Source organism: Rhizobium indigoferae (genome assembly GCF_034554815.1).
GTDB classification, from domain to species: domain Bacteria; phylum Pseudomonadota; class Alphaproteobacteria; order Rhizobiales; family Rhizobiaceae; genus Rhizobium; species Rhizobium leguminosarum.
Map to the genome: position 1 here is coordinate 161,474 of NZ_CP140638.1, position 12,316 is coordinate 173,789.

General features: G+C 60.5%; 12 protein-coding genes. 5 read left to right on the top strand and 7 right to left on the bottom strand.

The features are described 5' to 3' along the window. The first annotated feature begins 4 nt into the window (after window positions 1-4). From U5G49_RS33275 to U5G49_RS33295, 5 genes are all read left to right on the top strand, one after another. The gene (locus U5G49_RS33275) at window positions 5-2,326 is read left to right on the top strand and encodes an alpha-L-rhamnosidase (protein ID WP_193445879.1); all 2,322 of its coding nucleotides are present in this window, start codon (window positions 5-7) and stop codon (window positions 2,324-2,326) included. A 37-nt stretch (window positions 2,327-2,363) separates the two neighbouring features. Then, window positions 2,364-3,647 carry an ABC transporter substrate-binding protein gene (locus U5G49_RS33280; RefSeq protein WP_047620438.1) on the top strand — a complete coding sequence of 428 codons (1,284 nt, stop codon included), beginning with the start codon at window positions 2,364-2,366 and terminating at the stop codon, window positions 3,645-3,647. A gap of 64 nt (window positions 3,648-3,711) precedes the next feature. Further along, window positions 3,712-4,590: a carbohydrate ABC transporter permease gene (locus tag U5G49_RS33285; RefSeq protein ID WP_047620437.1), complete on the top strand. Its 879-nt coding sequence runs from the start codon at window positions 3,712-3,714 to the stop codon at window positions 4,588-4,590. Beyond that, entirely contained in the window at window positions 4,587-5,414 is an 828-nt protein-coding gene (locus tag U5G49_RS33290) for a carbohydrate ABC transporter permease (RefSeq protein ID WP_193445878.1), read from the top strand. The genes U5G49_RS33285 and U5G49_RS33290 overlap by 4 nt, the downstream gene beginning before the upstream one ends. 4 nt (window positions 5,415-5,418) lie before the next feature. Beyond that, on the top strand, window positions 5,419-6,396 hold the full coding sequence (locus U5G49_RS33295) for an ABC transporter ATP-binding protein (RefSeq protein ID WP_113542929.1): 978 nt from the start codon (window positions 5,419-5,421) through the stop codon (window positions 6,394-6,396). A 43-nt stretch (window positions 6,397-6,439) separates the two neighbouring features. Here U5G49_RS33295 and U5G49_RS33300 read toward each other — a convergent pair whose 3' ends face one another. The 7 genes from U5G49_RS33300 to U5G49_RS33330 form a co-directional block, all read right to left on the bottom strand. After that, complete coding sequence (locus tag U5G49_RS33300) at window positions 6,440-6,838, bottom strand: type II toxin-antitoxin system VapC family toxin (protein WP_193445877.1); 399 nt, start codon at window positions 6,836-6,838, stop codon at window positions 6,440-6,442. Then, complete coding sequence (locus tag U5G49_RS33305; RefSeq protein ID WP_193445876.1) at window positions 6,835-7,086, bottom strand: AbrB/MazE/SpoVT family DNA-binding domain-containing protein; 252 nt, start codon at window positions 7,084-7,086, stop codon at window positions 6,835-6,837. Before U5G49_RS33305 ends, U5G49_RS33300 begins: the two co-directional genes overlap by 4 nt. A 143-nt stretch (window positions 7,087-7,229) precedes the next feature. Then, complete coding sequence (locus U5G49_RS33310; RefSeq protein ID WP_193445875.1) at window positions 7,230-8,030, bottom strand: phosphate/phosphite/phosphonate ABC transporter substrate-binding protein; 801 nt, start codon at window positions 8,028-8,030, stop codon at window positions 7,230-7,232. A gap of 40 nt (window positions 8,031-8,070) precedes the next feature. After that, window positions 8,071-9,525: an NAD-dependent succinate-semialdehyde dehydrogenase gene (locus tag U5G49_RS33315; protein WP_193445874.1), complete on the bottom strand. Its 1,455-nt coding sequence runs from the start codon at window positions 9,523-9,525 to the stop codon at window positions 8,071-8,073. A 10-nt stretch (window positions 9,526-9,535) separates the two neighbouring features. Beyond that, on the bottom strand, window positions 9,536-10,615 hold the full coding sequence (locus U5G49_RS33320) for an ABC transporter ATP-binding protein (protein ID WP_018446103.1): 1,080 nt from the start codon (window positions 10,613-10,615) through the stop codon (window positions 9,536-9,538). Then, on the bottom strand, window positions 10,612-11,412 hold the full coding sequence (locus tag U5G49_RS33325) for an ABC transporter permease (RefSeq protein ID WP_018246715.1): 801 nt from the start codon (window positions 11,410-11,412) through the stop codon (window positions 10,612-10,614). The genes U5G49_RS33320 and U5G49_RS33325 overlap by 4 nt, the downstream gene beginning before the upstream one ends. Before the next feature lies 1 nt (window position 11,413). Continuing rightward, window positions 11,414-12,286: an ABC transporter permease gene (locus U5G49_RS33330; RefSeq protein ID WP_018446104.1), complete on the bottom strand. Its 873-nt coding sequence runs from the start codon at window positions 12,284-12,286 to the stop codon at window positions 11,414-11,416. Window positions 12,287-12,316 lie beyond the last annotated feature (30 nt).

Consider the following 12,316-nt stretch of genomic DNA (forward strand, 5'->3'; position numbering starts at 1 on the left):
CTTGATGAACTTTCAGCCGGCAGCCATCAGCGGCAACCTCGTTTCGCGTGCCTGGTCCGGGGATATGATCGCGCCACTATCGGATGGCGGTCAGGGAACGGCCGCAAGCTTCGTCTCCAAAACTTTCGAACATGATGGCGCCAAGCTTCCCGTCGAGCTCTTTATATCAGCACTTGGCCTCTACCGCAGCTTCATCAACGGCGTTCGCGTCGGCGACGACCTGTTGACCCCAGGTTGGACGAACTACGACGATCGCCTTGCCTATCAGCGATACGACGTCTCCAACCTGCTCAAGCCGGGCCTCAACCGGATCGAGATCTGGCTTGCCGACGGATGGTATCGGTCGCCTTTGATGTGGGGCGCCCAGGCGATCTCGAATTGCTGGGGCGACAGGATCGGCGCTATTGCGGATCTGATCGGACCGGATGGCACCGTTCTTTCCACCGACACCTCATGGCGAAGCGGCCTTCTGCCGATCCTGAAATCCGGAATCTACTTCGGCGAAATCTATGATGCCCGCCAGGAAAACTACTTGGAGAGCCATGGCACCGAGAGATTGCCCTTCGACAGGGCGCTGCTTGTCGCGCACGAAACGGCTGCGGTGCGCGAGTTGCCGCCACTTGCCGCTGTCGAAAGCTGGACCGACGATGAGGGCAGGACCGTCTACGATTTCGGCCAGAATGCCGGCGGCTATGTCAGATACAAGGTCCGCGGCGCTGCCGGCGCCGAAGTCCGGGTGGAGCATTCGGAGGTACTCGGCCCCGATCGTCATTTCGACAATCGCAACTATCGCACGGCCGCGGCACATACCGTCTACACGCTGCGGGGAGACGGCGATGAGACCTACGCACCGCATTTCACCTTCCACGGCTTCCGTTATGCCAGGGTGACGATCGAGGGCGATGCGAAGATCCTCGCAATCGCGTCCATCCCGATCTCGTCGGTGCCTGAGCCCGCCGGCGGTTTCACCTCCGGCAATGCGCTGGTCAATCGCCTCGTCGAGAATACCATCTGGTCGCAGCGCGCCAATTTCGTCGAAGTTCCAACCGATTGCCCGCAGCGCGATGAACGCCTGGGCTGGACGGGCGACGCCCAGGTATTTGCCGCAACCGCATGCTGGCTGAGCGACAGCCAATCGTTTCTCAGGAAGTATCTGCGGGATGTGATGGCTGATCAGCGCGAGGATGGCGCCGTCTCGCACTTTTCACCGGATCCGACGCGCTTGCATCCGGCCAATTTCCCGGGCTATGCCGGCTCGACCGGCTGGGGCGACGCGATCGTCGTCATCCCCTGGGTACTCTACACCCATTACGGCGACCGGGCCGTCCTGTCGGAGTGCCTGGATTCCATGGTGCGCTGGGTCGATTTCGTCTGGTCGATCTCGGATGGTCCGCTCGTGCGTCCGCCCTCGCGTTGGGGCGACCGCGGCTTCACCTTCGGCGACTGGCTGCAGCCGGTCGGCGACAATCGAAAGCCTCGTCCGACGATTGCTGACGACTGCGCGGCCACGCTTTACCACTTCATCTCGACCGACCTTCTGGCAAGGATCGCAGCCACTCTCGGCGAGCATGCGCTTGAAGAGAAGATGAAACAGCGCGCAAACGAGATCCGGCGGACATTCGCCAACGAGTTCATCACGCCGGCAGGACGGCTCGCACACAACGACCAGACGTCCTATGCGTTGGCCTTCCTCCACGACCTGATACCGGCGGAGCACACGCAAGCCGCACAGCAGCATTTCCGGCAGGTGATCATCGATGCAGACTACAAGATCGGCACCGGTTTCATCGGCACGCCCGCCCTGCTGCCGGCGCTGACGAAGCTCGGCATGGACGATTTGGCCGAAAAGGTCTTCCTGCAGGAGGATGTGCCGGGCTGGCTCTACCAGGTGTCAAAAGGGGCGACGACGATCTGGGAGCGCTGGGATTCCATGGCGCCTGACGGCACCATCTACGAACCTGATATGAACAGCTACAACCACTATGCCTATGGCGCGGTCTGCCAGTGGCTGTTCGAAAGCGTCGCCGGAATTTCGCCGAGCCCGAGCGTCCCCGGATTTGCCGAGGTGATTGTCGATCCGGCGCCGATTCCGTCCCTTTCGCCGGTTTCGGCCTATCATGATATCAGTCAGGGACGCATCGAGGCCGGCTGGCAGTGCGACGGCAACAAGGTCACCTATGTGCTGACCCTTCCGGAGGGCTGCATCGGCCGGTTCCGGCCCGGAAAACGGCATCAAAACCCGTCGCTCGACGGAGAGCCTGTTGTCGAGGAAGCCATTCTTCCCTCCGGGACGCACCAGCTGGTCTTTTCCCTACCCAATTCTTGAGGAGCATACACGTCACACCGTTCAGAGGAGGAACGTCATGACACATCGGATAAAACTCATTCTTGCGGGCGCGTCCGCGCTTTTGGCACTGGTCGCGGCTGGCCCGTCGCATGCAGACACCACGCTGTCATTCCTGATCGACAACAACCCGGACACCGTCGCGGCAGCCGGGGCACTCGTTGCCGCCTATCAGGCAAAGGCACCCGACGTGACGATCGAAATCGAGCCGCGAGCCGGTGGCGGCGAAGGCGACAACATCATCAAGACGCGCCTGGCGACGGGGGAGATGTCCGATGTGTTTCTCTACAATTCCGGCTCGCTGCTACAGGCGCTGAAGCCGACACAGACGCTAGTCGATCTGAGCGGACTGTCGTCGCAAGCGAAAGTCGACGAAAGTTTCAAATCGGTCGTCCGTGCCGATGGCAAGATCTATGGCGTTCCCTTCGGCACGGCGATGGCGGGAGGGATCCTCTACAACAGGAAAATCTACCAGGACCTCGGCCTCTCCGTCCCGAAGACGTGGGCGGACTTCATGGCGAACAACGCGAAGGTCAAAGCTGCCGGAAAAGTCGCCGTGGCGCAGACCTATCGCGATACCTGGACCTCGCAGCTGTTCGTTCTGGCTGACTATTACAATCTGCACGCGGCGGTGCCGAACTTCGCCGCAGACTATACCGCCAACAAGGCAAAATACGCCGAGACGCCTGCAGCCCTGAAGGGCTTCGAACGGCTGAAGGACGTTCACGACGCCGGTCTGATGAACGAAGATTTTGGCGCGGCAAGCTACGACGATGGCCTGAGAATGGTGGCAACCGGCGAGGCAGCGCATTATCCGATGCTGAGCTTCGCGGTCGGCGCGCTCAAACAGAATTATCCCGAAAACCTCAACGATGTCGGCTTTTTCGCGCAGCCGAGCGACGACGCCGCAACCAACGGCTTGACGGTCTGGATGCCGCCAGCCCTCTACATTCCCGTGACCAGCCAGCACGCCGAGGAAGCGCGAAAATTCGTCGATTTCGCCGGAAGCGTCGAGGCCTGCAAGATCATGGTGGAAACCAATGCCGTTCAGGGGCCTTCCCTGATCGACGGCTGCGACCTGCCAGCTAGCGTGCCGCCTGCGATAAAGGACATGCTCCCCTATTTCGAGGCCAAGGACAAGACGACCCCGGCGCTGGAATTCGTGTCGCCGATCAAGGGACCGGCTCTTGAGCAGATCACCGTCGAAGTCGGCTCCGGCATTCGCCAGCCGGCTGACGCGGCAAAGCTCTATGACGACGATGTGCGCAAGCAGGCCAAGCAGCTCGGTCTTCCCAACTGGTAGCGGTCTTTCGGGTCAATTAACCTCGCTCCTAAAGGGGCGAGGCTCCACCCGAGAAGAGGTAGTCATGACCGAGACACGCCCCCGTTCGCGCAAATCGCCCTACCCGCTGTGGTTTTTCATTCCGGCCGCAATCATCTACGGCGTGCTGTTTCTGATTCCCACGGTATCCTCTCTCTGGTTCAGCCTCACACGCTGGGATCTTTCGACGGCCGAATTCATCGGGCTCGAAAACTTTCAGCAGTTCTTTTCCGAACCATTCCTGGTCAAGGGACTGGTCAACACGCTGATCTACGCCGTGACGACATCCGGCCTAAAGACGGTCTGCGGGTTGCTGCTTGCCGTGCTGCTAACCAGCAATATCTTCGCCCGCGGCTTCCTGCGCACGCTGGTCTTCTTTCCCGTCCTGGTCTCGACGATCGGCATCGGCATCACCTTCACGGTGATGATGCATCCGACCAAGGGCATCATCAATGTCACGCTCGAGACGCTTGGCATTCCCGGCCCGGGATGGCTCACCAATCCGGCGCTGGCGCTTTTTTCGGTGGCTTTGGTCGACGTCTGGAAGGGTGTCGGCCTTGCAACCCTGATCTTCATCGCCGGCCTTGCCGCGATCAGCCCCGATTATTATGAGGCGGCGAGGATCGACGGGGCCACGCGTCTCCAGCAATTTTTCCGGATCACCCTGCCGCTCGTGCGTCCTGCCACCGTCATCGTGGTGACATTGTCGCTGATCGGCGGGCTTCGATCCTTCGATCTGATATGGGCCATGACCCGCGGCGGGCCTGGTTTCTCCTCCGATGTGATCGCCTCGGTCATCTATAAGCAGTACCAGGCGGGTTTCTACGGTCTGTCGACGGCCGGAAACGTCATCCTGTTCGCGCTGATCGCCATAATCATCCTGCCATTCACCCTGTGGTTCAACCGGCGCGAGGTCGAGGAATGAGAAGCGTCCGCCCTTACGTGACCGGCGCGATTGCCCTTGCGGTGGCGGCCGTCATCTTCGTCATGCCCTTCGTGTTCGTCGCTCTCCAAGCGGTCAAATCGAAATCCGAAGCCTCTCGCCTCGATTTCGAATTGCCCGAACATTGGCTGTTCTGGGATAATCTGGCCGCCGTCTTCAAGGCGCGCGACTACCAGCTCGCGCTCGCCTATTTCAACTCCACGCTGATCACCGTGGTCTCCGTCACGATCCTGATCCTGCTGTCGGCAATGGTCGGATATGTGATGCAGCGCCGCAAGACCGTCTGGAACAAGGTGGCCTCCATTGCCCTGTTCATGGGTCTGATGATGCCCCCAGCCGTCGTACCCACCATCGGCCTCTTGCAGGAGATCGGTCTCTTCAAGACCATGACCGGGATGATCCTGATCCAGGTCGCCTATAATCTCTCGTTCTCGACATTGCTCTACCGGTCGTTCATTTCGACCATACCACGCGACCTTGACGAGGCGGCGCTGATCGATGGCGCCAAACCCCGACAGATTTTCTTCAGAGTGATCCTGCCGCTGCTGAAGCCGGTGACCGTCACCAACATCGTCGTGCAGTCGATCGCGATCTTCAACGATTTTACCAACCCGCTCTACTACCTTCCCGGCAAGGAGAACGTGACCGTGCAGCTGACGCTCTATAATTTCCAGAGCATGTATACGAGCCAGTACAATCTCCTCTTCATGAATATCCTCCTCGTGACGATCCCGCCGCTGATTGTCTTCATCTTCTTCAACCGGCAGATCGTCGCCGGCATGACGGCCGGCGCAGTAAAAGGGTAACCGAATGGCTGAGCTCACTCTCAAGCAAGTTCGCAAGAGCTTTGGCGCCCTTGAAGTCATCAAGGGAATCGATCTGGAGGTTGCCTCCGGCGAGTTCGTCGTTTTCGTCGGCCCGTCTGGATGCGGAAAATCGACGTTGCTGCGGATCATCGCCGGCCTGGAAGAATCGACTGCAGGCACGCTGACCATCGGCGGCAAGGACGTGACCTATGCCGAACCCTCCGAGCGCGGTATTGCCATGGTGTTCCAGAGCTACGCGCTCTACCCGCATATGACCGTCGCCGAGAATATCGGCTTCGGCCTTTCACTCGCCCGCCGCCCAAAGGCGGAAATCGCCGCCAAGGTCGCGGCGACGGCTGAAACGCTGCAGCTCACCCAGCTGCTGGAAAGAAAGCCGAAAGCGCTCTCCGGCGGCCAGAGGCAGCGCGTCGCCATCGGCCGCGCGATCATCCGCGATCCCAAGGTCTTCCTGTTCGACGAGCCGCTCTCCAATCTCGACGCTTCGCTCAGAGCCCAGATGCGTCTTGAGATCGCCGATCTGCACGCCCGCCTGAAATCGACGATGATCTACGTTACCCACGACCAGGTCGAGGCCATGACGATGGCAGACAAGATCGTCGTCCTGAACGGCGGCGCGGTCGAGCAGATCGGCAGCCCGATGGAACTCTATCGCACTCCGGCAACACCATTCGTCGCCGGATTCATCGGCAGCCCGAAGATGAACCTCTATGGGGGCGAGACCGCGCGGCGAATGAACTGCACGACCTACGGCATTCGCCCGGAACATATCAGGCTTTCGGAAGGTGCCGGGCAGTGGCAGGGCAGGATCCGGCATCTCGAGCGGCTTGGCGCCGACGCGATCCTCTACCTCGACGTCCCCGAACTCGGTGAGATGGTGGTGCGCGCCGAAGGCGAGACGCCATTTGCGCCTGGAATGACAGTCTGGGCAAATCCGGTCGAAGGAGCGGAACATCGGTTCTGAGGCTAACGCCTGCCCGCCGTCTCGCTCATGAGCCTGCGGAATTTCAGGCGAGAAGACGCGCGGGTTGGCCTTGGCGGATTACCAGCTCGACCGCCTGCTTGTCGAAAGTTACGAAGCTCTCACCGCCAAGCCATGCTCCTTCATGGGCGATCACGCCATCTGCAAAATCGCCACCCGCCTCCAGCATGGCCAGTCCTGCTTCGACCGCAGGACGGTTCATCGCCACATTGCCCGCGTTGAGCAGGTCGTGGATCGTCTGTGAAACATCTTCCTTTGATAGCCTGGCTCCTCGACGCAGTATCCAGACCAGTTCACATAAGCTCGGCAGGGAAACCGCGATCAGTGATACTTCCCTGAGGAGCTTTGCCGCTGCCCTTCCCTGCTCAGCATTATCCTGCAAGACGGCTCGAGCAAGAATGTTGGTATCGACTGAAATTTTCATTCCCCGCCGGCCCAGCCCGAAGCCGCGATTTCGTTCATCTCTTCGATGGTCAACGGTTTTTTCATCTTGCCAGCATGCCGTCCGATAAAGTCCTCGATTGTCCCCGTCGGACGAGCAGCCCTTACCCGCAGCTCGCCCCCAGGCAGCTTGTCGAATTCGATCCGCTCCCCTGGTTTGACCCCAAGATGCGTCAGCAAATCCCGTCTCAGCGTGATTTGCCCTTTCATTGTGACTGCAAGGGAAGCCATGGAAAATCTCCGAACTTTAAACCCATACAAAAGTAATGGAATTTTTCCTTACATTCAAGTTCGAGTGATACGGACTTGCCTTCACCTGCCTAGTTCGTGTGGCTCACTTCCAACCGAAGAAAACGGAAAAATTCGTCTGCCGCTCAAGCTCTCAATTGCGGCAATGCATCGCCGGCAAGCGATAAGAGCGGCGCATAGTCGGCTTCGGAAAGCACTGAAAAATCGACGAGCCCGAGTGTAGCGCGCATAGCGGCCAGCGATGGCTCCTTGATCGCGGCGTCAAGCGCATTTCGCAGCAGAAGGACTCTCTCGTCCGATGCATCGCCTGAGGTGATGAAGGGCAGACCGGGGCCTTTGGGCGTTTCGGCGATGATGCGGACCGCTTGGAGATGGCCGGGATCGAAGCGGCGAATATTCGCATAAGTGACGCAGTCAATGGCCGCACTGTCAGCCCTGCCTTCGGCGACTGTCCCGATGCTGCCGCGGTGGCTGCCGGTTTCGATAATCCGGCCGAAGAAGCGACCGCTGTCGGCAAGCGGAGCGACCGCTGCGCGAAAGAAATTGCTGCCGGAATTGCTGTCAGGGCTGTTGATCGCAGCCGTCGTGCCACGCAAATCCGCCAGCGAGCAAAGGGGAGAATCCTTGCGGACGACAATGAAGCTGCGCATCAGCGGACCGTCGCAGCCAGGATGGTCATAGATCGGCGTCGCCACTAGGCGGACCCTGCCTCGCAGGCCCCTGGCAAAGGGATAGCCGCATGCCTGCGAGAGAAGAAGATCCGGCCTCAACCAGGCTTCGTCATAGGGAACCGTCCGATCGAGTTTTTCAGGCAAGCCCTTGAGGCCGGCATTCGCGAGATAATGCCGGAGGAACGACCAGAGCTCAGCCGTCGCATCCGCGAGCGGCTCCGATGTGACATACATGGCGATGCTGACGAGAGGCATTCTGGTCTTTCCCTGCGACGAGGCGCAAGCATCGACCAGATCAGGCAATGCCGCCGAGGCATACATATTTAAGCTCGGTGTATTCGTCCAATCCGTGCCTCGACCCTTCGCGACCGAGACCCGACATCTTCACGCCACCGAACGGAGCCTCAGCTGTGGAGACAAGACCGGTATTGACGCCGACCATCCCATATTCGAGGGCTTCGGCGACGCGAAATACCCGCGACAGATCGCGGGCGTAAAAATACGAAGCAAGCCCGAACTCGGTGTCGTTTGCCTGTTCGATGACGTCCTGCTCGTCGCGGAAGCGAAAAAGCGGTGCAAGCGGCCCGAAGGTTTCCTCGCGCGCGACCTGCATGCCGGCAGCGACATCGCGCAGGATTGTCGGCTCGAAGAAATGGCCGCCAAGCGCGTGGCGCTTGCCGCCCAAGACGATCCCGGCCCCCTTTGCAACGGCATCGCTGATATGGCTTTCGACCTTGGCGACGGCGTTGTCGTCGATCAGCGGGCCAAGCACGACGTCGCGGTCGAGACCGTTGCCGACCTTCAGGCCCGAAACCGCCGCGGCGAGCTTGGCGGCAAACGCCTCGTAGACGCCGTCCTGGACATAAAGCCGATTGGCGCAGACGCAGGTCTGGCCGTTGTTGCGGAACTTGGCGATGAGCGCGCCTTCGACGGCAGCGTCGAGATCGGCATCGTCGAACACGATGAAGGGGGCATTGCCGCCAAGCTCGAGACCGAGCTTTTTGATCGTCGGCGCGCATTGCCGGTAAAGCAGCTCGCCCGTCCGGGTGGAGCCCGTGAACGTCAGGACCCGAACGTCACGGCTTGCCGTCAGCGCCCCGCCAATTGCCGCTGCGTCACCCGTGACGATGTTGAGAAGCCCCGGCGGCAGGCCGGCACGCTCACCGAGAACGGCGATGGCGATGGCGGAGAATGGCGTCTGCAGCGCCGGCTTGAGAACGACGGCACAGCCGGCGGCAAGCGCGGGGCCAATCTTGCGGGTGATCATCGCGTTCGGAAAATTCCAGGGCGTGATGGCGGCCACTACGCCTGCAGGCTGGCGCAGGACGAGGATCCGCTTGTCGGCCTGATGTCCAGGGATGGTCTCGCCGTTGATGCGTCTCGCCTCTTCGGCGAACCATTCGATGAAGCTCGCGCCATAGGTGATCTCCCCCTTGGCCTCGGCCAGGGGTTTTCCCTGCTCCAGCGTCAGGATCATCGCCAGATCGTCGCGGTTTTCGATCATCAGCCGATGCCAAGCCTTCAGAACGGCGGCGCGCTCCCCGGCGGTCTTCCTCGCCCAAAGCTTCTGGGCAATCACGGCGGCGCGGATGGCGTCCTCCGTTTCCGCGGCACCGAGATCAGGGACCACCCCCAGCGGTTCGCCTGTCGCCGGATTGCGGACCGTCGCCGCCTTGCGGCCTTCCGTTTCGATCCAGCGATCGGCGATGGGGCATGCCTGACGGAACAGCGAGGGATCATTGAACTTCATATGACAACTTTCAACAGAATACGTGAGCGGCACCGGGATCGAAATTCAGATGGACTATATCTCCGCGGCTGAGCCCCGCGATAGCCTCGTGACCGAACGGCAGGCGAACCGCCAGCGCCTCGCCTGTTGCCGTCTCGGTGGAGACATGAATATTGTTGCCGAGAAAGGTAATGTCGCTGACCGTTGCGGCAAGGCCCGCTTCCGCCGCTTGGGCGCGCGACAATCGAATGCGTTCAGGCCTCAGCATCAGGGCTGCCCTCGTCCCGGAGGTTCCTTTTCCATGCACCGGAATATGATTGAAGACGCTCCCGCCGCCAAGCGAAATGGTAGCCTGCCCATCGGAGGATGACAGCAGGTCGCATGAAATGAAGTCGCTGTCGCCGATGAATTCGGCAACGAAGCGGGTCCGCGGATTGGCGTAGAGTTCCGGCCCCGTGCCGATCTGGTCGATGACGCCCTTGGAAAAGACGGCGATGCGGTCGGAGAGCCGCAACGCCTCCTCCTGGTCGTGCGTGACATAGAGGATCGTCACTTCGGTCTGCTGATGGATCCGGCGAATCTCATGCTGGATTTCCTCGCGCAGCTTCTTGTCGAGCGCCGACAGCGGCTCGTCCATCAGAAGCACCGGCGGATCATAGGCAAGGGCTCTGGCAAGGGCGACACGCTGCTGCTGGCCGCCGGACATTTGCGCGGGCTTGCGATCCTCGAAGCCTTCGAGCCTGACGAGGCGCAGCATCTCCTTCACCTTGCTATCGACCTCGGCTTTGGACTTGCGCCGGACCTTCAGCGGGAATGCGATGTTTTCGCCTACCGTCAGGTGCGGAAACAGGGTGTAGCGTTGGAACACCATGCCGATGTTGCGCTTGTGCGACGGCGTGGCGAGCAGGGTCTTGCCCTCCAGCGTGATGTCGCCTTTCGTCGGAGTTTCAAAACCGGCCAGGATGTAGAGGGTCGTGCTTTTCCCGGATCCGGACGGTCCGAGAAAGGTCAGGAACTCCCCGCGCCGAACATCGAGATTGACGTCGTGGACGGCAACGACAGGGCCGTATTCCTTGCGTATTCCGCGGATCTGAAGGAATGGTTCTTTCATTGTTTCAGTACCTTACGCACGACGGCAACCAGCGCCATCAAGATGATCGTCAAAAGGATGAGAAGGGTCGACGCCGCAGCGACAACCGGCGTCAGGTCTTGCCGCAGCGTCGCCCACACTTTTACCGGCAGCGTCTGCAGCGTCGGGCTGGACATGAAGATCGCCACCACCACCTCGTCCCAGGATGTCAGGAACGAGAAGACGGCCGCCGAAAATAGCCCATGGCTAATTGCAGGCAGGGTCACCCTGATCTTTGCTTCCAGAGGCGAGGCCCCGCAAAGAACCGCCGCATCCTCGATCGACTTGTCGAAGCCCTCCAGCGCACTTGAGATGGAGAGGATCGAAAAGGGCAGCGCGAGAACGAGGTGCGAAATGACGAAGCCTACCAATGTGCCGCCAAGGCCGATCCTTAGAAAGAAGGCATAAAGGGCGACTGCAAGAACCACGACGGGAAGGATCATCGGCGTCAGGAACAGCGCTTTCAGCGCATCGCGGAACAGGAACGAACCGCGCACCAGCCCGAAGGAGGTCACGAGCCCGAGCAGCACCGACAGGATCGTCACGATGACCGCGATCTTGAAGCTCGTCCAGGCCGATTCCAGCCAGCGCGGATCGGCAAAGAGCTCGCTGTACCATTGAAACGTCCAGCCGGGCGGCGGAAAGATCAGCCACTGCGAGGAGCCGAAGGACAGGGCGGCGATAAAGACGATCGGCAGCAGCAGAAAGGCCGCAGTCAGAACCGTTATCGTCAGCAGCATGTATTTCCACCAGCCGAGGCGGTCGAAATTGAGCAACATGTCAACGCCCTCCCGGGTTCTGGTTGCCGACGAAGCGCAGCTGCACGGCATAGAGCGACAGGGTCACCACGAGGAGAACCAGCGCCGCAGCACCTCCCATGCCCCAGTTGACCAACGACTGCACGAATTGCGCGATCAGCTCTGCGAGCATCATGTTCGCAGTGCCGCCGAGAAGCGATGGCGTGACGAAATAACCAAGCGACATGACGAAGACCATGAGGGCACCGGCCGCCATGCCAGGCATGGCCAAGGGCAGCAGGACACGGGTCAGGCATTGCCACCGGTTGGCGCCGCAAAGTGCTGCCGCCTGCAGGGTCGACGGGTCGATCTTCTTGATCACGCCGTAGAGCGGCAGGATGATGAAGGGCAGCATGATATAGGTCATGCCGATCGTCACCCCGGTCAGGTTGTTGACGAGCGCCAAGGGCTTGTCGATCAGCCCCATTCCGATCAGCATCTTGTTGATCAGCCCCGTCCGCTGCAAAAGCACCATCCAGGCATAGGTGCGGGCAAGCAGGTTGGTCCACATCGACAGGAGCAGGATCGCAAAGATCACCGACGTCAGGCGGCCGGGCATGATCGCCAGTGCCCAGGCGACGGGAAATCCGATCAGCAGCGAAATCACCGTGACGAGACCGGAGACGATGAAGGTGTTGGCGAAAATCTTGAGATAGGTCGCGGACCCGATCAGCTGGGCATAGTTTCCAAAGCCCGGAACAGGTTCCAGCACGCTGCGCAACAAGAGCACCGCCACCGGCGCGATGAAAAAGATCGCCACGAAGGCGAGAGCCGGAACGACTCCGCCAAAACCCGTTGCCCTGCGCGCCTTTGGCAGGGGCGCAATTGCGCCGGAGGCATCGCTATATGTCGACATGACAGTCCTTCCCACGCGCCAATTTCCACA

What these genes read in the sequence shown, in the direction of transcription:
- U5G49_RS33310 (WP_193445875.1), bottom strand. Translation starts at nt 8,030, where the DNA reads ATGCCTCTCGTCAGCATCGCCATGTATGTCACATCGGAGCCGCTCGCG.
- U5G49_RS33290 (WP_193445878.1), top strand. Translation starts at nt 4,587, where the DNA reads ATGAGAAGCGTCCGCCCTTACGTGACCGGCGCGATTGCCCTTGCGGTG.
- U5G49_RS33315 (WP_193445874.1), bottom strand. Translation starts at nt 9,525, where the DNA reads ATGAAGTTCAATGATCCCTCGCTGTTCCGTCAGGCATGCCCCATCGCC.
- U5G49_RS33295 (WP_113542929.1), top strand. Translation starts at nt 5,419, where the DNA reads ATGGCTGAGCTCACTCTCAAGCAAGTTCGCAAGAGCTTTGGCGCCCTT.
- U5G49_RS33285 (WP_047620437.1), top strand. Translation starts at nt 3,712, where the DNA reads ATGACCGAGACACGCCCCCGTTCGCGCAAATCGCCCTACCCGCTGTGG.
- U5G49_RS33275 (WP_193445879.1), top strand. Translation starts at nt 5, where the DNA reads ATGAACTTTCAGCCGGCAGCCATCAGCGGCAACCTCGTTTCGCGTGCC.
- U5G49_RS33305 (WP_193445876.1), bottom strand. Translation starts at nt 7,086, where the DNA reads ATGGCTTCCCTTGCAGTCACAATGAAAGGGCAAATCACGCTGAGACGG.
- U5G49_RS33320 (WP_018446103.1), bottom strand. Translation starts at nt 10,615, where the DNA reads ATGAAAGAACCATTCCTTCAGATCCGCGGAATACGCAAGGAATACGGC.
- U5G49_RS33300 (WP_193445877.1), bottom strand. Translation starts at nt 6,838, where the DNA reads ATGAAAATTTCAGTCGATACCAACATTCTTGCTCGAGCCGTCTTGCAG.
- U5G49_RS33325 (WP_018246715.1), bottom strand. Translation starts at nt 11,412, where the DNA reads ATGTTGCTCAATTTCGACCGCCTCGGCTGGTGGAAATACATGCTGCTG.
- U5G49_RS33330 (WP_018446104.1), bottom strand. Translation starts at nt 12,286, where the DNA reads ATGTCGACATATAGCGATGCCTCCGGCGCAATTGCGCCCCTGCCAAAG.
- U5G49_RS33280 (WP_047620438.1), top strand. Translation starts at nt 2,364, where the DNA reads ATGACACATCGGATAAAACTCATTCTTGCGGGCGCGTCCGCGCTTTTG.